The sequence below is a fragment of the Pseudomonas sp. 9.2(2024) genome (assembly GCF_039695385.1).
Classification (GTDB): domain Bacteria; phylum Pseudomonadota; class Gammaproteobacteria; order Pseudomonadales; family Pseudomonadaceae; genus Aquipseudomonas; species Aquipseudomonas paraglycinae.
Genome location: NZ_CP155585.1, coordinates 2,621,405 through 2,639,854, shown reverse-complemented (window position 1 = coordinate 2,639,854; position 18,450 = coordinate 2,621,405). Strand labels below are relative to the sequence as shown.

Annotated in this window: 20 protein-coding genes; 11 read left to right on the top strand and 9 right to left on the bottom strand. The window is 62.3% G+C overall.

All coding sequences use genetic code 11. From position 1 onward, the window contains the following. The 3 genes from ABFB52_RS11890 (at position 1) to pcsA (ending at position 3,641) form a co-directional block, all read left to right on the top strand. Complete coding sequence (locus ABFB52_RS11890; RefSeq protein WP_129974009.1) at positions 1-1,356, top strand: adenylosuccinate lyase family protein; 1,356 nt, start codon at positions 1-3, stop codon at positions 1,354-1,356. A gap of 70 nt (positions 1,357-1,426) precedes the next feature. Then, positions 1,427-2,728: a cation:dicarboxylase symporter family transporter gene (locus ABFB52_RS11885; protein ID WP_102688473.1), complete on the top strand. Its 1,302-nt coding sequence runs from the start codon at positions 1,427-1,429 to the stop codon at positions 2,726-2,728. Positions 2,729-2,918: 190 nt separating this feature from the next. Further along, positions 2,919-3,641, top strand: a complete 723-nt coding sequence (gene pcsA / locus ABFB52_RS11880; protein WP_039767868.1) for a phosphatidylcholine synthase — start codon at positions 2,919-2,921, stop codon at positions 3,639-3,641. Between the two features lie 51 nt (positions 3,642-3,692). On the opposite strand, the gene ABFB52_RS11875 is transcribed toward pcsA, so the two are convergent. Next, positions 3,693-4,505, bottom strand: coding sequence for a class I SAM-dependent methyltransferase (locus tag ABFB52_RS11875; RefSeq protein ID WP_085748256.1), 813 nt, complete (start codon positions 4,503-4,505; stop codon positions 3,693-3,695). Positions 4,506-4,530: 25 nt separating this feature from the next. Next, entirely contained in the window at positions 4,531-4,803 is a 273-nt protein-coding gene (locus tag ABFB52_RS11870; protein ID WP_007957179.1) for a DUF4242 domain-containing protein, read from the bottom strand. A gap of 230 nt (positions 4,804-5,033) precedes the next feature. On the opposite strand from ABFB52_RS11870, the gene ABFB52_RS11865 reads away from it, so the two are divergent. Continuing rightward, a complete protein-coding gene (locus ABFB52_RS11865) occupies positions 5,034-5,495 on the top strand; it encodes a GNAT family N-acetyltransferase (RefSeq protein WP_129974010.1) in 462 nt (153 codons plus the stop codon). A gap of 18 nt (positions 5,496-5,513) precedes the next feature. Here the strand turns inward: ABFB52_RS11865 and ABFB52_RS11860 are convergent, their stop codons facing one another. From ABFB52_RS11860 to ABFB52_RS11850, 3 genes are all read right to left on the bottom strand, one after another. Beyond that, the gene (locus ABFB52_RS11860) at positions 5,514-6,728 is read right to left on the bottom strand and encodes a cytochrome c biogenesis protein DipZ (RefSeq protein ID WP_129974011.1); all 1,215 of its coding nucleotides are present in this window, start codon (positions 6,726-6,728) and stop codon (positions 5,514-5,516) included. Between the two features lie 77 nt (positions 6,729-6,805). After that, positions 6,806-7,102 carry a hypothetical protein gene (locus ABFB52_RS11855; protein ID WP_129974012.1) on the bottom strand — a complete coding sequence of 99 codons (297 nt, stop codon included), beginning with the start codon at positions 7,100-7,102 and terminating at the stop codon, positions 6,806-6,808. Between the two features lie 29 nt (positions 7,103-7,131). After that, complete coding sequence (locus ABFB52_RS11850) at positions 7,132-7,401, bottom strand: DUF2790 domain-containing protein (RefSeq protein ID WP_007956290.1); 270 nt, start codon at positions 7,399-7,401, stop codon at positions 7,132-7,134. Between the two features lie 305 nt (positions 7,402-7,706). Between ABFB52_RS11850 and ABFB52_RS11845 the strand changes: the two genes are divergently transcribed. Both ABFB52_RS11845 and ABFB52_RS11840 read left to right on the top strand, forming a co-directional pair. Next, positions 7,707-8,447: a response regulator gene (locus tag ABFB52_RS11845; protein ID WP_011333526.1), complete on the top strand. Its 741-nt coding sequence runs from the start codon at positions 7,707-7,709 to the stop codon at positions 8,445-8,447. Continuing rightward, positions 8,444-9,751 (top strand): HAMP domain-containing sensor histidine kinase, encoded by a 1,308-nt coding sequence (locus ABFB52_RS11840; RefSeq protein ID WP_129974013.1) that lies wholly within the window; start codon positions 8,444-8,446, stop codon positions 9,749-9,751. The genes ABFB52_RS11845 and ABFB52_RS11840 overlap by 4 nt, the downstream gene beginning before the upstream one ends. A 59-nt stretch (positions 9,752-9,810) precedes the next feature. On the opposite strand, the gene ABFB52_RS11835 is transcribed toward ABFB52_RS11840, so the two are convergent. Together ABFB52_RS11835 and ABFB52_RS11830 are read right to left on the bottom strand one after the other, a co-directional pair. Then, entirely contained in the window at positions 9,811-10,560 is a 750-nt protein-coding gene (locus ABFB52_RS11835) for a putative DNA-binding domain-containing protein (protein WP_129974014.1), read from the bottom strand. After that, positions 10,553-11,392: a DUF692 domain-containing protein gene (locus ABFB52_RS11830; protein WP_129974015.1), complete on the bottom strand. Its 840-nt coding sequence runs from the start codon at positions 11,390-11,392 to the stop codon at positions 10,553-10,555. Before ABFB52_RS11830 ends, ABFB52_RS11835 begins: the two co-directional genes overlap by 8 nt. Before the next feature lie 343 nt (positions 11,393-11,735). Between ABFB52_RS11830 and ABFB52_RS11825 the strand changes: the two genes are divergently transcribed. Together ABFB52_RS11825 and ABFB52_RS11820 are read left to right on the top strand one after the other, a co-directional pair. Next, positions 11,736-12,782: a class I SAM-dependent methyltransferase gene (locus ABFB52_RS11825; RefSeq protein WP_129974016.1), complete on the top strand. Its 1,047-nt coding sequence runs from the start codon at positions 11,736-11,738 to the stop codon at positions 12,780-12,782. A gap of 81 nt (positions 12,783-12,863) precedes the next feature. Then, the gene (locus ABFB52_RS11820) at positions 12,864-13,706 is read left to right on the top strand and encodes an NAD-dependent protein deacetylase (RefSeq protein WP_129974017.1); all 843 of its coding nucleotides are present in this window, start codon (positions 12,864-12,866) and stop codon (positions 13,704-13,706) included. Positions 13,707-13,947: 241 nt separating this feature from the next. On the opposite strand, the gene ABFB52_RS11815 is transcribed toward ABFB52_RS11820, so the two are convergent. Next, the gene (locus ABFB52_RS11815) at positions 13,948-14,838 is read right to left on the bottom strand and encodes a LysR family transcriptional regulator (protein WP_129974018.1); all 891 of its coding nucleotides are present in this window, start codon (positions 14,836-14,838) and stop codon (positions 13,948-13,950) included. Between the two features lie 284 nt (positions 14,839-15,122). On the opposite strand from ABFB52_RS11815, the gene ABFB52_RS11810 reads away from it, so the two are divergent. Genes ABFB52_RS11810 through ABFB52_RS11800 form a run of 3 tightly spaced genes read left to right on the top strand, consistent with a single transcriptional unit; the run spans position 15,123 to position 17,704 of the window. Continuing rightward, the gene (locus tag ABFB52_RS11810) at positions 15,123-15,821 is read left to right on the top strand and encodes a CoA transferase subunit A (protein WP_129974019.1); all 699 of its coding nucleotides are present in this window, start codon (positions 15,123-15,125) and stop codon (positions 15,819-15,821) included. Between the two features lie 24 nt (positions 15,822-15,845). After that, positions 15,846-16,511: a CoA transferase subunit B gene (locus ABFB52_RS11805; protein WP_011333516.1), complete on the top strand. Its 666-nt coding sequence runs from the start codon at positions 15,846-15,848 to the stop codon at positions 16,509-16,511. Positions 16,512-16,522: 11 nt separating this feature from the next. After that, a complete protein-coding gene (locus tag ABFB52_RS11800) occupies positions 16,523-17,704 on the top strand; it encodes an acetyl-CoA C-acetyltransferase (RefSeq protein ID WP_129974020.1) in 1,182 nt (393 codons plus the stop codon). A 106-nt stretch (positions 17,705-17,810) separates the two neighbouring features. Here ABFB52_RS11800 and ABFB52_RS11795 read toward each other — a convergent pair whose 3' ends face one another. After that, on the bottom strand, positions 17,811-18,413 hold the full coding sequence (locus tag ABFB52_RS11795; protein WP_129974021.1) for an NAD(P)-binding domain-containing protein: 603 nt from the start codon (positions 18,411-18,413) through the stop codon (positions 17,811-17,813). Positions 18,414-18,450 lie beyond the last annotated feature (37 nt).

Here is an 18,450-nt window from a genome sequence, read left to right as displayed (position 1 = left end):
ATGTCCAGCACTGTCTTCGACTCCGCCCTGTTCCGCGACATGTTCGGCACCGCCGAGATGCGCAGCGTGTTTTCCGACCAAGCCCTGATCGAACGCTACATTGAAGTGGAAGTCGCCCTGGCCCGGGCCGAAGCGCGCTGCGGCGTGATCCCGGCGGCTGCCGCCGAACAGATTGCCGAGCTGGCAACCTATGCCTCGCTCGATCTGGCGCTGATGCAGCACGAGACCGAAATCGTCGGTTACCCGATCCTGCCGCTGGTGGAGCAGCTGTCGAAAACCTGCGGTGAAGCCGGCCGTTACGTGCACTGGGGCGCGACCACCCAGGACATCATGGACACTGCCGTCGTCCTGCAAGTCCGCGCTGCGCTGGCCATCGTCGAGCGCGACATTCAAGCGGTGCGCGGTTTGCTCGCCGACCTTGCCAAGCACTATCGCGACACGCCAATGGCCGGCCGCACGCATTTGCAGCACGCGCTGCCAATCACTTTCGGCTATAAGTGCGCGGTGTGGCTGAGCATGTTCGACCGCCACGCCGAACGTCTGGTGGAGCTGCGTCCACGGGTGGAAATCGGTCAGTTTGCCGGCGCGGCGGGCACCCTCGCCTCCCTTGGCGACAAAGGTCTGGAAGTGCAGGAAGCGCTGATGGCTGAACTGGGTCTGGGCGTGCCGCAAGCCACCTGGCACGTCGCCCGCGATGGTCTGGCGGAAGCTCTGAACTTCCTCGGTCTGGTCACCGGCTCGCTGGGCAAGATTGCCCTCGACGTCATGATGATGATGACCAGCGAACTGGGTGAAGTTTACGAACCGTTCGTCAAGGGCCGTGGCGCTAGCAGCACCATGCCGCAAAAGCGCAATCCGATTTCCTGCGAGCTGATGTATGCCGCTGCCAAAGGCGTGCGCCAGCAGGCGGGTCTGATGCTTGACGCAATGATTCAGGACTTCGAGCGCTCCACCGGTCCATGGCAAGCCGAATGGATCGCCATCCCGGAAGCCTTTGCCCTCAGCGCTGCCTCGCTGGGTCAGGCGAAGTTCATGCTCGCCGGCCTTGAAGTGCGCACCGAGCGCATGCGCAAAAACCTCGACATGACCCAGGGCCTGATCGTCGCCGAAGCCGTAATGATGGGGCTGGCGCCAGCACTCGGTCGTCAGGTTGCGCATGACGTGGTCTATGCCGCCTGCCGCATGGCCAACGATCAGGGCACCAGCCTGCTCGACGCGCTGCTGGCCCAGGGTGAGGCCACCGCGCAACTGGATGTCGAGGAACTCAAGCGCCTGACCGATCCGGCCAACTACCTGGGCCTTGCGCCGCAGATGGTCGACATCGCCCTGGCACGTGAGGGTTCGGTCAAACGCTGATCCTCACCGGGCTCGCCGCGCGCGAGCCCTCTGCCCATCGCTCGCCAATAACAACAACGAGACCGCAGACATGACCACCCCCGACAAAAAACCGCTGTACAAGGACCTGACCTTTCAGGTAATCGCCGCCATGCTGCTGGGGATTGCCTTCGGCTTCCTCGCGCCGGAACTGGCGGCCAGCTTCAAGATTCTCGGCGACATCTTCCTCAAGCTGATCAAGACCGCCGTCGCCCCGCTGGTGTTTTTCACCGTGGTCCACGGCATCGCCTCGGCGGGCGACATCAAACGCGTGGGCAAAGTCGGCCTACGTGCGTTGATCTACTTTGAAGTGGTATCGACCATCGCCCTGGCCATCGGCCTGCTCTGGGGCAACCTGCTGAACATCGGCTCCGGCATGCACGACGCTCACCCGAGCAGCGCCACTGCCGCAGCCGCCAGTGCCGCCGTCGCCAAGGGCCATGCCCCGGCGTCGACCCTGGACTTCATCTACGGGATTTTCCCGGACAACTTCGTCGGCGCCTTCGCCGGCGGCCAATTGCTGCAAGTGCTGGTGATTTCGGTGCTGTTCGGCTTCGCCCTGCTGGCGTTGAAACCGGAACGCCGCAGCGTGATCGAGGATAGTCTGAGTCGGGTCTCGGAGTGCTTCTTCGAGTTCATCAACCTGATCATGAAGTTCGCTCCGCTCGGCGCGTTCGGTTCGGTGGCGTACGCGGTTGGCAGCAACGGCTCGGCGGTGCTGATGTCGCTGGCCAATCTGGTGCTGATGTTCTACGTCGGCGTGGCGTTTTTCATCTTTGTCGTACTGGGTGCGGTCTGCCGTATTTCCGGATTCAGCCTGTGGCGGTTCCTCAAGTACATCAAGGATGAGATTTTCATCGTGCTCGGCACCGCTTCATCGGAAAGCGCCCTGCCGCGCCTGCTGCAAAAACTCGAGAAGTTCGGTTGCTCGAAACAGAGCGTCGGTCTGGTGCTGCCCACCGGTTATGCCTTCAATCTCGACGGCACGTCCATTTACATGTCGCTGTGCGTGCTGTTCATCGCCAATGCCTACGGTGTGCCGATGAGCTGGGAGCAACAACTGGGCACCATCGCGATCATGCTGGTCACCTCCAAAGGCGCGGCGGCGGTGTCCGGTGGCAGCTTCGTGGTGTTCGCAGCAACCGTCACGGCGATTGGCGTCCTGCCGGTGGAAGGTCTGGCGCTGCTGTTCGGCGTCTACCGCTTCATGTCGATGGCCATTGCCACCTGCAACACCATCGGCAATAGCGTGGCAACCGTGGTGGTGTCGAAGTGGTCGGGGGAGTTCACCGAGCAGACCGCCAAGGCTGAATACAGCCGGGTGTTCGGCCGCAGTCCGGAAGCCGCGCTCTGACGGTTACCGATGTCACATAAAAATGCCCCGGCCCTGCCGGGGTATTTTTTTCAGGGCCAGCTAATCTTCAAGAATGGGTGAACCTTGACCCGGCCCGACCGGTCGATAACTGCAACCCCGACCCGGTTGGTCGCCGCCCTTGCTGCCCGAGGGTTTACGCGGCTTGCTGCACTTTCTGGAGAACGCCTTCGTGATATCGACCGTCCACATCGCCAGGCTCAAGGCCTGGGGCGCCCATGGTTTCACCGCGACCGGCGTGGTCACCGCCTTCCTGGCCACCCTTGCCCTGCTGGAAAACCAGCCGATCCACTGCCTGATGTGGCTGGGCGTGGCGCTGATCGTCGACGGCCTCGACGGGGCGCTGGCGCGCAAGGTCAACGTGCAGTCGGTGCTGCCGAGCTTCGACGGATCGATCCTCGATCTGGTGATCGACTACCTGACCTACGTGTTCATCCCGGCGCTGTTCATCTATCGCTACATTCCCCTGCCTGACTACACCCTGCTGCTGACCGTGTCGCTGATTCTGGTGTCGTCGCTGTTCTGCTTCTGCAACGTCAACATGAAGAGCAAGGACAACTACTTCGTCGGGTTCCCCGCTGCGTGGAATGTGGTTGCCTTGTGCCTGTACATCATCGATCCGGGGCCGTGGCTCACCTTCCTGACGGTGATTGGCCTGGCGCTGCTGACCGTGACCCGGATGAAATTCCTGCACCCGTTCCGGGTCCGCCGGTTCATGCCGATCAACATTGCGGTGACGGCGATCTGGTTGCTGTGCAGTCTGTCGCTGGTGCTGAACCACCCGGTGATCAACCCGCTGGTGATGGGCCTGTGGCTGCTGGCGTCGGCGTACTTCCTCGGCATCTGCATCTGGCGCACAGCGCTGGAGTGGTTCGACAGTGCGCATCTGAAATAGAAGCCCGTCGGGATCCCTGTGGGAGCGAGCCTGCTCGCTCCCACAATGGCTTCAGCGTTTGGTGATGACTACCTCCAGATACTCACTCGGCACCACCATCGATTCCGACCCCGCCCGATTCAGCCCATCGATCAGTAGCGTCAGATCCGTCTCCAGCGCCTGCCCGCTCTCGGGCGGCAACGCCGCGAAAGCCTTGTGTACCGGGCCGTACCAGTGGCGAAACACATCAATGAAATGCGCCGCCGAGCGATAGCGGAAGTTGAAGTGGCGGCGAGTCACCTGCAACTGAAACTGGCGGTCGTCGAAATGTGAATGCAGCCAGGCTTCCGCGCCCCAGTTCGAGGGCGGTTGCGCAACGGGTGGCGGTGGCAGGTAGCGACCGAGGGTCTTGAACATCTGGCCGACGAAGCCTTCCGGGGTCCAGTTAGCCAGGCCGATCCGTCCGCCACGGCGACAGACCCGACCCAGTTCCTTGGCCGCTTTCGCCTGATCCGGGGCGAACATCACGCCGAAGGTCGACAGCACCGCGTCGAAACTGGAATCGGCAAACGGCAGCGCTTCGGCATCGGCGACCTGAAAGGTCACCTCCAGATGCTCGGCGCGCGCCCGGTCCTGGCCGCGCTCCAGCAACGCCGCAACGTAGTCGGTGGACGTCACCAGACAACCACGGCGTGCCGCCGCCAGCGTGGCATTGCCGTTGCCGGCGGCAACGTCCAGTACTTCTTCATCGCAGCGCAGGTCGCAGGCCTCGGCGAGGGTTTCGCCGACGATCTGCAAGGTGGTGCCGATCACGGCGTAGTCGCCACTGGCCCAGGCGACTTTCTGGCGTTCCTTCAGGGCAGTGAGATCAATGGGGGTACTCATGAATGGGGGCTCCACGGCAGAGGGGTCAATCGGCGGTCGTCGGATCGATGATGCTCGTCACCCGGGACACGCTGTTGGCCGGAAATCCCCCACGCTTGGCGTGTTCGCGCACCAGCTCTTCGTTGGGTGCGATGTACACGCAATAGATCTTGTCGGCAGTCACATAACTCTGCAGCCACTGCACCTCTGGCCCGAGTTCACGCAGCACGTTGCAGGACGTTTGCGATACGGCCTTGAGTTCTTGCTCCGATAGCTTTCCGGCTCCTGGAATCTCGCGTTCAATCACGAACTTCGGCATGGCAACCTCGCTTTCTTTTTATGGATGTCAGAGCCGTTGGCGGCCCTGCTCGCCCACTATCGCGCGGGCGCTGTCCGGCGTCCCTGCCAATCGTCCGGAGAGCCCGTAAAACCGGGCGTTGGCCGATGAGTGGCGGGATTTTGTAAAGGCCCCGAAACACTGTCGGGGGGTTGCCAACGCGCCGGCTGATCGGCTCTCATGCAGCCCCTCCCCCGAAACGGAATTCGATCATGTCCTTGCGCTTCGAATGGCTCGCCGATCACATGCAACACAGCGACACTTACGCGGCATGGATCCACCGCCAGTTTCACTACGAATATGCCGAGCAGCCCCTGGCCGAATGGCAGCGCGAATTTGCCGAGGGCCAGACCAATGGCGACTGGCGTTGCCTGATTGCGCTGGACGGGGATCGACTGCTGGGCGGCGCGGCACTGGCCCGGGCGGACCTGGCCCTTCGACCGGATCTGGGGCCGTGGCTGGCCTGTGTGCTGGTGAGCCCCGAATCACGCGGCCAGGGGCTGGCTGAAAGACTGATCGAGGGAATCGCGGAAGAAGCGAAACGCCGGGGTCTGCCGCGTTTCTACCTGCACACCCAGAGCAAGCAGGGCTACTACGCCAAACGCGGCTGGAGGGTGCTGGAGCGTTTTCACGCCTGGGGCAACGAACAATGGCTCATGGTGCGCGACCTGTGAGCCATTGAGTTTCGCGGTTTACGCAGCAGGTGCCTTGGCCTCTTTGAGCAGCTGTTGAATCATCTGCTCCTGCGCCTGGTAACTGCCTTCGCCAAAGTGGGTGTAACGCACCTGCCCCTTGGCGTCGACCAGGTAATGCGCCGGCCAGTACTGGTTATCGAAGTTGCGCCAGATCGCGTAGTTGTTGTCGATGGCCACCGGGTAGGTGATGCCGAGCTTGTGCACCTGATCCTTGACGTTGTCGATGATCCGCTCGTAGCCGTATTCCGGAGTGTGCACGCCGATCACCACCAGACCGTCCTTGCCGTACTTCTTCTCCCACTCTTTGACGTACGGCAGGGTGTGCTGGCAGTTGATGCAGTCATACGTCCAGAAGTCCACCAGCACCACTTTGCCGCGCAGGGACTCAGCGGTCAGTTCCGGCGAGTTCAGCCATTGCACCGCGCCGGACAGCGACGGCATCGCACCTTTGCCGGCCTCGTCTTCGGTCGAGTCCGCACGGACTTTGCTGACGAAGTAGTCCACCACCTTCGGCACGTTTTCCAGCACGCTTTTCTCGACCGACGCCACGCCTTGGGACGAAGTGTTGGCCAGCAGCACGTTGTCGGCACCGGTGGCGATCACCGCCGCCGTCGCCAGCACCGCAACACCCGCGCCGCGGCGGAACCAGCCAGTGAAAGGAATCGACGGTTTCAGTCGGTTGACCAGGCCGCGACCGGCGAAGATCAGCGTCCCCAGCGACAGCGCACTGCCCACACCGTAGGCCAGCAGCAACAGGCTGGTCTGGGCGTTGGCGCCTTGCAGCATGGCACCCGTGAGGATCACGCCGAGGATCGGACCGGCGCACGGCGCCCACAGCAGACCGGTGGCGACACCGATCATGATCGACGCCATCGGGCCGGTCTTTTTCCGGCTGTCCGGGTCGAGGCGATTGCCCAGCAGCACGAAGGGCCGGGCCAGCCAGTCACCGATACGGGCGGAAATCAGCGACAGCGCAAACAGCACCATCACCGCCAGCGCAATGTGGCGACCGGTGTTGCTGGCCTCAATCACCCACTCACTGCTGACCACCGCCAGGCTGGAGATCAGGGCGAAGGTCAGGGCCATGCCGCCGAGGGTCAGCAGGATCGAAGAACGGGTGCGGTCGGCTCCGGCGAACAGAAACGGCACCACCGGCAAAATGCACGGGCTGAGGACAGTCAACAGACCGCCCAGGAAAGCGATGAGAAACATGAGGTTCACCTTTTGAATGAGGGGTGGTCTGTTGACTGGATCGGGGGCCGCCCGTTACGGGCAGCCCCCTTCAATCCTCAAGCCGTCTGGTTGTCCAGCCATTGGCTTTGCGGCGTGCGGCTGGCACCGTTCTCGGCCAGTGTCTGGCCCTGTGGCGTGCGGCTGGAACCGTCGGCAGCCAGTGTTTGGCCTTGTGGTGTGCGGCTGGTGCCGTCGGCGGCGATCAGGCCGTCGCTGCCCGGTTTGGCCACCGGAGCCAGTTGGAAGCAGGTGCTGCTGCCACAGCTGTTCTGTTCGACGGCAGCGTTGGCATGGGCCGCGACGCCGGCGAGGGAGAAGGCAACAGCGGTCAGATAGCGCGATACGTTGTTCATGGCGATGTTCCTTTTATAGAGGTGGGTAATCAGTTGTCTTCGTTGCAGCCGTCGGCGAATTTGCGGTAGTCGAGCACCTGGGTCTTGCCGGCCGAGTCCAGGTAGGTCAGGCGGGCGTCGACGATGCCGCAGGTCATCGAGTTGTCCTGTTTCAGCGACACGACTTTCTGGATGTCCAGGTGGCTGCCGTAGGAGTAGGTTTGCGGGGTGACATCGGCTTCGGCGCGGGCCGACAGGGTGCAGATGTTCAAAGCGGCAAACAGGCAAGCGGCAGCGATCGATTTGGTCTTGGTGTTCATGGCGTTTTCCTCGGGCTTCAATGGTTGAATCGTTGAGTGGGCCGAGGCGTTCTGTGTGTGCCTCGATGGAGCTCATTTAAAGCTCGCGAGGTATCGCGCATGTGTCGGCAAATGCCGTGTATAAATCGCTACGTATCCGCACGCGCCCGGGATACACAGCGATACAAAACCCTGTAAAAATCCGCTTTTTGCGTCGGCGTGTATCCGTCACAGCGCTGGATACACTGCAATACAAAGGCAGGCAGGCGGCCTCGCGCAGGCTCGATAGACTGCCCGGCAATCCCCTTTGATTGAGGTTTGGCCCCATGGAACATGTCGATCACATCCTGATCGTCGACGACGACCGCGAGATTCGCGAACTGGTCGGCAATTACCTGAAGAAGAACGGCCTGCGCACCACGGTGGTTGCCGATGGCCGGCAGATGCGCAGTTTTCTGGAGGCCAACACCGTCGACCTGATCGTGCTCGACATCATGATGCCCGGCGACGATGGCCTGCTGCTGTGCCGCGAATTGCGCTCGGGCAAACACAAGGCCACACCGATCCTGATGCTGACCGCGCGCAATGATGAAACCGACCGCATCCTCGGCCTGGAAATGGGCGCCGACGACTACCTGACCAAACCCTTCGCCGCCCGCGAACTGTTGGCGCGGATCAATGCCGTGCTGCGCCGCACCCGGATGCTGCCGCCGAATCTGGTGGTCACCGAAAGCGGCCGGCTGCTGGCGTTCGGTCGCTGGCAGCTCGACACATCGGCTCGGCATCTGCTGGACAAGGACGGCACCATGGTCGCGCTCAGTGGCGCGGAATACCGATTGCTGCGAGTGTTCCTCGACCATCCGCAACGGGTGCTGAGCCGTGATCAATTGCTCAACCTGACACAGGGCCGCGACGCCGATCTGTTCGACCGATCCATCGATCTGCTGGTCAGCCGCCTGCGCCAGCGCCTGCTGGATGACGCCCGCGAACCGGCCTACATCAAGACCGTGCGCAGCGAAGGCTATGTGTTTTCGCTGCCGGTCGAAGTCCTCGGAGCCCCCGCATGAATCTCGCCCTGCACTGGCCGCGTACCCTCGCCTCCCGCTTGTCGCTGATTTTCCTGATCGGCCTGATCCTCGCTCAGGCGCTGTCGTTCGGCGCGCAATATTACGAGCGCTACGAAAGCGCGAAAAACACCATGCTCGGCAACCTCGAAACCGACGTTTCGACCTCGATTGCCATCCTCGACCGACTGCCCGCCGAAGAACGCCCAATGTGGCTCAAACGCCTGGCTCGCAAGAATTACGGCTATCTGCTGAGCGAAGGCGAACCGGGTACACCGCTGGATCCGCAGGACGTGCCGATTGCCGTCACCTCGATCACCGACGCAATTGGCGAGGCCTATCCGCTGACGTTCACCGATATTCCCGGCCCGAAAAAACACTTTCAGGGCCACCTGCGCCTGAGCGACGGCAGCCCGGTGACCATCGATGTGCGCCCGTCGATGGTGCCGCTGTCGCCATGGCTGCCGGTGGTATTGCTCGGGCAACTGGCGCTGATGCTCGCCTGCACCTGGCTGGCGGTGCGCATCGCCATCCGCCCCCTTACCCGCCTCGCCAACGCCGTGGAAACCCTCGACCCGAACGCCCACCCGATCAACCTCGACGAAAAAGGCCCGAACGAAGTGGCCTACGCCGCCCGCGCCTTCAACTCGATGCAGGCGCGCATCGCCGCGTACCTGAAAGAACGCATGCAACTGCTGGCGGCGATCTCCCACGACCTGCAAACCCCGATCACCCGCATGAAACTGCGGGCGGAGTTCATGGACGATTCGGCCGAGAAAGACAAACTGTGGAACGACCTCGGCGAGATGGAACATCTGGTGCGCGAAGGTGTGGCCTACGCCCGCAGCATCCACGGTTCGACCGAGGAAAGCCGGCGCACCAATCTGGATTCGTTCCTCGACAGCCTGGTGTTCGACTATCAGGACATGGGCAAGGAAGTGCAGTTGAGCGGCAAGAGTGAGGCGGTCATCGACACCCGCCCCCACGCGTTGCGCCGGGTGCTGGTCAACCTGACCGACAACGCGCTGAAATTCGCCGGCGCTGCCGAGTTGCTGATTCAACGGGACAAAAGCGGCCTCTCGATCAAGGTCATGGATCGCGGCCCGGGCATCGCCGAAGAAGAACTGGCCCAGGTGATGGAGCCGTTCTACCGCGTGGAAAACTCGCGCAACCGCAGCACCGGCGGCACCGGGCTGGGGCTGGCGATTGCCCAGCAACTGGCGATGGCGCTGGGCGGTTCGCTGACGCTGAGCAATCGCGAAGGTGGCGGGTTGTGTGCGGAGCTGAAATTGCCGCTACAGGCCTGAACCAACAAAAAGCCCTGTGGGAGCCAATGCTCTCACAGGGCTTTTTGTTGTCGGTGAGATCAGTTGATGCCGATCACTCCGTCCTCATGCAGTTGCTGCAACAACGCCAGACCGCTGTCCATGAATGACACTGTTTCCGGCAACCCCGCCTCCAACGCCAACCCTTGCAGTTGCTCACGACCATTGAGCAACGGGAACTCCTCGATCCGCTGCAACAACCGCCACGCCAGCGGGCTCAGCTCGGAAAACTTCACACTGAAATCTACCGCACGCCGTACCAGCAACAACGTTGGCTGGGCCGGTGGTGTAGACGGTTGATGGTCAGGGCTGAGGATTTGCACCGGCCAGGTGTACGCCAACGGCCAGGCCAGTGCCGAAACCTGCAACGGCTGCTCCAGCAACTGCACCGGATCACTCGCAGGCGAGGCTTCGGCGTCGGACTGCTGCAACACCATTTCCACCCATTCGTAATGCGCCAGTTCCACCAGAAACGCCGGCCAGTCGCCCTCGCTCAACACGGCAGGTTCCGAGGCGAGGTAGCCGACAAACTCCTCGGCGATCTCACCGAATTTCGGCGTCTGCGCGCGGTAGTCCCGCAGAAAGCCGCGGATCAACATGCGCCAGCGTTCCTGACCGATGATCCGGATCAGCACCGGAAATGTGCTGCCCAGCAGTTGCGAGACATTGTTGAACACCAGATCGCGATAGACATTGACCCGCGCCGCGTTCATGTCGGCGGGTGGCGCTTCATGTTCTGGATCGCGCAAATAGCGGGTCAGGGCCTGTTGTTGCAGCAGAAGATTATCCACGCGGGCCTCCTTCGGCTTGCAGGCGGCGGATGGTTTGCAGTTCGGCCACCAGTTCAGAGAACGCGGGGAAATTGAAATCCCGCTCCAGCAAGGTCGGCTGCGCGCCGAATCGGGCATAAGCGTCGACCAGCAACGACCAGACCACCGGTTTGACCGAGGCGCCATGGGTGTCGATCTTCAGTGTGTCGGACTCGTCGAAGTGCCCGGCCACGTGCATCCCGACCACCCGGCCCGGCTCGATGGCGGCCAGGAATGTCTGCGGATCGAAACCGTGGTTGATCGAATTGACGTAGACGTTATTGACGTCCAGCAGCAGATCGCAATCGGCCTCGCGCAGCACGGCGTTGGTGAAGGTCACTTCGTCCATGTCCTGGCGAGGCGCGGCGTAGTAGGAAACGTTTTCCACCGCCAGTCGCCGACCGAGGATGTCCTGCGCCTGACGGATCCGTGCGGCGACGTGGTGCACCGCCTCTTCGGTGAACGGCAACGGCAGCAGGTCGTAGAGGTGACCGTCGTCGCTGCAATAGCTCAGGTGTTCGCTGTACAGCGGTACTTTGTGATGATCGAGGAAGGTCCGCACTTCCCGGAGGAAACCGACGTCCAGCGGCGCCGAGCCACCGAGCGACAACGACAGTCCGTGACAGGACAACGGATATCGCTCGGCCAGCTCACGCAACGCGGCGCCATGAGCGCCGCCGACGCCGATCCAATTTTCCGGGGCGACTTCCAGAAAGTCGAAATCGCCGGTGCGAGCGGCTTGCAGGTCTTTCATCAGGCCGCGACGCAGGCCGAGCCCGACACTGGCCTGCAAGGTGGGGTGGGGAATCTGCATGGGCAAGGTCTCTGCTGAGGAGCCGCCGGGGGCGGCGACTGACAGGCTCAGTTAAACCGGCGGGTGTATCGCGGCTGTGTGGGTAATGCGGGGGAAGTGGCGGGATTTGTATCGGCGGCGGGCCTGTACACAGTGGGATACAGACACCGTCGCGATACACAACCCCGAAATCCACACAGCCCGCTCCCGCCGGCGCCAACAGCGGCTAGACTCAATCAGTACCCAGTCGAGGGGGACGCAGGACAGCAGTGTCGCCCTGCCCGTTTCCACGACCACCGCCCGGTGGTGAATGCCTCGACCCCCAACGCCACCGGACTGTGATCCTGTCAAAGGAGCACATGAAATGGACGAGGCCAGACTCAACGAATTCATGGGCAAACTGGTCAACGACATGGGCGGCGCGGCGATGCTGGCCAATGTCATTGTCGGCGAAGAACTCGGCCTGTATCGGGCAATGGCCGACAGCCAGCCGGTCAGCCCCGAATCCCTCGCTGCAAAAACCACCTGCAACCCGCGACTGGTGCGCGAATGGCTGAGCGCCCACGCGGCGTCCGGCTACATGGAACACCACGACGGCAAGTTTCGTTTGCCGGAAGAACAGGCGCTGGCCCTGGCCAAGGAGGATTCGCCGGTGTACGTGGCCGGCGGCCTCGGGGTGGTGGCGTCGTTTTTCCATGACAAGGACAAACTGGTCAAGGCCATGCGCGGCAACGGCGCCCTGCCCTGGGGCGATCACCATCCGTGCATGTTCACCGGCACCGAGCGCTTCTTTCGTCCCGGCTACAAGGGGCATTTGATCGCCGAGTGGCTGCCGGCGCTGGACGGCGTGGTGGCCAAACTCGAAGAAGGTGCCAAGGTCGCCGACATCGGCTGCGGTCACGGTGCGTCCACGGTGATCATGGCCCAGGCGTATCCCAACTCGCGGTTCGTCGGCTTCGACTATCACGCGCCTTCGATCACCGTCGCCACCCAACGAGCCGAAGAAGGCGGTGTCAGCAGTCGCGCGCGGTTCTTCCAGGGCACGGCGAAAAGCTACCCCGGCGATGACTATGACCTGATCTGCTATTTCGACTGCCTGCACGACATGGGCGATCCGGTCGGTGCGGCAAAGCATGCGTTTAAATCCTTGAAAGACGACGGCACGGTACTGCTGGTCGAACCGTTTGCCAACGACACCCTGGACGAAAACATCACGCCGGTCGGGCGCTTGTTCTATGCCGCGTCGACGTTCATCTGCACGCCAAACTCGCTGTCCCAGGAAGTAGGACTCGGTCTCGGCGCGCAGGCGGGCGAGTCGCGCTTGCGCAAGGTGTTTACCGAAGCGGGGTTCAAACACTTCCGGCGTGCGACGCAGACGCCGTTCAACCTGATTCTGGAGGCTCGCAAATAACCTCGGGCAGCGGACGCCTCTGAAAAGAGGTGTCCGTCAGTGCTAACCTGCAAGGCACTTACAGCCTGCGGAGCGCTGATCATGCTCGACCGTCCCCTCCCCGACCCGCTCGACTATCTGCAACAGGTCATGGCCGACGGCGACTTCATTGTGCTGACCGGCGCCGGCATCAGCACGCCGTCGGGCATCCCGGACTACCGCGACACCGACGGTGTGCGCCGTGGCCGGCAGCCGATGATGTACCAGGAATTCCTCGCCGCCCCGGAATCGCGTCGGCGCTACTGGGCCCGGGCCATGCTCGGCTGGCCGCGCGTGCGCCAGGCACGGCCGAACGCTGCCCATGAGGCGTTGGCCAGTCTGCAAAGCCAAGGGCGGATCGGCGGTTTGATTACCCAGAATGTCGACACCTTGCATGATCAGGCCGGCAGTCACGACGTCATCGAACTGCACGGCAGCCTGCACCGGGTTCTGTGTCTGGATTGCGGTCAGCGCAGCGAGCGGGATTCGATTCAGCAATTGATGGAAACGCAGAACCCGTATCTGGCCGGCGTCGATGCCGTGCAGGCGCCGGACGGCGACACTCTGCTCGATCCGGCCTTCGAGGCGCGCTTCCAGGTGCCGCACTGCCCGCATTGCGCAGGCGAGCGGATGAAACCGGACGTGGTGTTTTTTGGTGAGAACGTGGCGCAGCCGACAGCAGCGCGGGCCATGGCGCTGGCGGAAAATGCCGCCGGGATGCTGGTGGTGGGTTCGTCGTTGATGGCGTATTCGGCGTTTCGCCTGTGCCGGGTGATTGCGGATCGGGGCAAGCCGCTGATTGCGATCAATCTGGGGAAGACGCGGGCGGATGAGTTGCTGGATTTGAAGATTGAGGGGTGTTGTGAGGAATTGTTACCGCTGTTGGCTCAAGCAATGAATGGTTGATGGTGGGAGGGAGATGTCCGGCTTGCGATCCCTAACCCCTCACCCTAGCCCTCTCCCAAGGGAGAGGGAACTGACCACGCTGAATATAAGAGTTACATCGACCTGAAATATCGAGTCGAACTCAAGAGTTGATGAGCCTGAATCCATAATCGACTCGGTGGCTCAGGTCGATGTACTAAGCAGCACGACTCGGTCGGCTCCCTCTCCCTCCGGGAGAGGGCTGGGGTGAGGGGGATGGATTTCAAAGATGTCCAAAATCCTCAGCCTTGAGAATGTCAAAAAGCGCCTGAGCCGCCGCCGACAGTTCATTCCCCGGATCCGTCAGCACGCCAATCGCCCGCTCAACCACGGGCTCGTGCAAGGTCAGGCAATGCGCGCCCAACTCGCGCATCTGCCCGGCACACAACGCCGGCACCGCACTGACGCCTAGCCCACTCGCCACCATGCGCCCGACTGTCGCCAGTTGATGGCTTTCAAATTCCACCGGCAGTTTCATGCCCCGGGCCTGCAAGTGTTCCTCCAGCATCACCCGAACCGTGGACGGTCGTTGCAGGGTGATGAACGGTTCCTGCAGCAAGGTCTGCCAATCAATGTCGCTACGGTCGGCCAGCGACGAATCCTGCGGCACCACCGCAACGAAGCGATCCTTATAAAGAGGCGTGAAGGTCAGCGAGGTGTTCTGCATCGGCTCGAACGCCACGCCAAGTTCCACCTGGCGATCGCGCACCATTTCCAGCACTTGCTCATTGATCACGTCGTTGACCGTCACGTTGACGTTCGGATAACGCGCACGGAAGGTCTTGAGGATCGGCGGCAGCAGGTTACCGGCAAACGACGGCATCGCCGCCAGCGTCACCCGCCCACGCTGCAGGCTGAAGCGCTGGCGCATTTCGTCTTCGGCGTTGTCCCAGTCGGCGATCAGGCGCCGGGCCAGCGGCAGCAGCGATTCGCCCTCCGGGGTCAGCGCCACGTTGCGCGTGTTGCGGCTGAACAGGCGCCCGCCCAGACCTTCTTCCAGCGCCTTGATGGTCAGGCTCAGCGCCGATTGCGAGAGGTGCAGGCGCTCGCAGGCCACGGCAAAGCTCAGGCTCTGGGCCACGGCGAGAAAAGCGCGTATCTGCTTGATGGTCATGAACGATTCACTCAAGGGATTAAGCTGAACACCTCATTGATCGTTCCCACGTCGAGGCGTCGAACCGTCCGCGTGGTAACGCAGCCCGTGACGCTCCGCGTCACTGGGACGCGGAGCGTCCCTAGAGGCATTCCCACGCAGAGCGTGGGAACGATCAACGAGGCCAATTATTGAGCTTTATCAATCAATCAACCTTAAAAATCAACTTAACAAATATATCCTTCAGCGCGACACTCCAGTCATTCGGCTAGCCAGCCGCCCGACAAACAATAAAAGAGGTGCATATGGCAGGTTTCGACAAGCGCGTGTATTCCTACGAGGAAGCGATGGCAGGTCTTGAAGACGGCATGACCGTGATCGCCGGCGGCTTCGGTCTGTGCGGCATTCCGGAAAACCTGATCGCCGAGATCAAGCGCAAGGGCACCCGCGACCTCACCGTCGTCTCCAACAACTGCGGCGTGGATGGCTTTGGCCTCGGCGTGCTGCTGACCGACCGCCAGATCAGCAAGGTGGTCGCCTCCTACGTCGGCGAAAACAAAATGTTCGAAGAGCAACTGCTCAAAGGCGACATCGAAGTCGTCCTGACCCCGCAAGGCACCCTCGCCGAAAAAATGCGCGCAGGCGGTGCCGGCATCCCGGCCTTCTTTACCGCCACCGGCGTCGGCACTCCGGTCGCCGAAGGCAAGGAAGTGCGTGAGTTCCACGGTCGCAAGTACCTGATGGAAGAGTCCATCACCGGCGACTTCGCCATCGTCAAAGGCTGGAAAGCCGACCATTTCGGCAACGTCATCTACCGCCACACCGCCCAGAATTTCAACCCGCTGGCCGCTACCGCCGGCAAGATCACCGTGGTCGAAGTCGAAGAAATCGTCGAACCCGGCGAACTGGATCCGTCGCAGATCCACACCCCCGGCATCTACGTCGACCGGGTCATTTGCGGCACGTTCGAAAAACGCATCGAACAACGCACCATCCGCAAATAATCCAGGCTGACGGAGAACAAGAACATGGCACTTACCCGCGAACAAATGGCTCAACGCGTCGCCCGCGAAATGCAGGACGGCTACTACGTGAACCTCGGTATCGGCATTCCGACCCTGGTCGCCAACTACATCCCCGAAGGCATGGAAGTCATGCTGCAATCGGAAAACGGCCTGCTCGGCATGGGGCCTTTCCCGACTGAAGACACCATCGACGCCGACATGATCAATGCCGGCAAACAGACCGTAACCGCCCGTATCGGCGCGTCGATCTTCAACTCCGCCGAGTCCTTCGCGATGATCCGCGGCGGCCACGTCGACCTGACCGTGCTCGGCGCCTTCGAAGTCGACGTGCAAGGCAACATCGCCTCGTGGATGATCCCCGGCAAACTGGTCAAGGGCATGGGCGGCGCGATGGACCTGGTGGCCGGCGCCGACAACATCATCGTCATCATGACCCACGCGTCCAAGGACGGTGAGTCCAAGTTGCTGAGCCAGTGCAGCCTGCCGCTGACCGGCGCCGGTTGCATCAAGCGCGTCCTGACTGACCTTGCGTACCTGGAAATCGAAAATGGCGCTTTTGTCCTCAAGGAACGCGCACCTGGCGTCAGCGTCGAGGAAATCGTCGCCAAAACCGCTGGTAAACTGATCGTCCCGGATCACGTACCGGAAATGCAGTTCGCTGCCGAGTGAGGAATTCGAAAATGCAAGACGTCGTCATTGTTGCCGCCACGCGTACCGCGATCGGCAGTTTCCAGGGATCGCTGGCCACCGTCTCCGCCGTGGATCTGGGCGCAGCGGTCATCCGCCAGTTGCTTGAGCAGACCGGCCTGGACGGTGCTCAGGTCGATGAAGTGATCATGGGCCAGGTGCTGACCGCCGGCGCCGGCCAGAACCCGGCGCGCCAGTCGGCGATCAAGGCCGGTCTGCCCCACGCCGTACCGGCCATGACCCTGAACAAGGTTTGCGGTTCGGGCCTCAAGGCCCTGCACCTCGGCGCCCAGGCGATCCGTTGCGGCGATGCTGACGTGATCATCGCCGGCGGCCAGGAAAACATGAGTCTGGCCAACTACGTCATGCCGGGCGCGCGCACCGGTCTGCGCATGGGTCACGCGCAAATCGTCGACACCATGATCAGCGATGGCCTGTGGGATGCGTTCAACAATTACCACATGGGTATCACCGCCGAGAATCTGGTCGAGAAATACGAGATCAGCCGCGAGCAGCAGGACGCCTTCGCCGCTGCGTCGCAACAGAAAGCCGCCGCTGCCATCGAGGCCGGTCGTTTTGTCGATGAGATCACCCCGATCCTGATCCCGCAGCGCAAAGGCGATCCGGTGGCGTTCAAGGTCGACGAGCAGCCACGCGGCGACACCACCGCCGAATCCCTGGCCAAGCTGCGTCCGGCCTTCAAGAAGGACGGCAGCGTCACCGCCGGCAACGCTTCGTCGCTGAACGACGGCGCGGCCGCCGTGATCCTGATGAGCGCCGAAAAAGCCAAGGCCCTGGGCCTGCCGGTGCTGGCGAAAATCGCCGCCTACGCCAACGCGGGCGTCGATCCGGCGATCATGGGCATCGGCCCGGTGTCCGCCACTCGCCGCTGCCTGGACAAGGCCGGCTGGAACATCGGCCAGCTGGATCTGATCGAAGCCAACGAAGCCTTCGCCGCGCAATCGCTGGCGGTGGCCAAGGATCTGCAATGGGATCTGGACAAGGTCAACGTGAATGGCGGCGCCATCGCCCTCGGTCACCCGATCGGTGCATCGGGCTGCCGCGTGCTGGTGACCCTGCTCCACGAAATGATCAAGCGTGATGCGAAAAAGGGTCTCGCGACCCTGTGCATCGGCGGCGGTCAGGGCGTGGCCCTGGCACTGGAACGCGCTTAAGCGCAAAAGAGGTTCAACAGCGGGCGGCGGATCCACGACATCCACTGCCCGTTGGCAACAAACCCGGTACGACTCACGTCGCACCGGGTATTTTTTTGCCCGGTCGTCAGCCAAATTTCACCAGATTCAGCACCGGCAAGGGCCCGCCCGGGAACTGCACCAGTCGCGCACCCACGCTCAACTCGCCCAGATCGATACCGAAGAAGCCGAGCTGATCGATCAGCGCTCCCACCTCAGCCTTGGCCTGCGCATCATCGCCGGACAGGAACAGAACACGCTTGCCCCCCTCCGACGCCGGATCCGCTTCCAGCAAACGCGCCAGCAAGTGGTTGAACGCCTTGACCACCCGCGCGCCCGGCACCCATTCGGCGAACACTTCGCTGGACGGCCGCCCCTGCAAATCCACCGGTTTGAACGATGGCGCTTCAATCGAATTGTTGGCGTCGATAACGATCCGTCCACCGAAGTCCGGGAGCCCGGCCAGTGCGGCCGGCAGTTTCGACCAGTTCACCGCGACCAGCACGATGTCTTGAGCCGCTGCTTCTTCACGGGTAACGGCACGGGCAGTCGGGCCGAGTTCCGCGACCAGCTCGGCCAGGGTCTCCGGCCCGCGACTGTTGGCGATGACCAACGGGATGCCCTGACGCGACAAGGCTTTGGCAAACGCTGAACCGATGGCGCCAGCGCCGATGATTCCGATAGTGCTCATGGTGTTCTCCTCAAAGTGGGGGTAAGACTCGAAACGA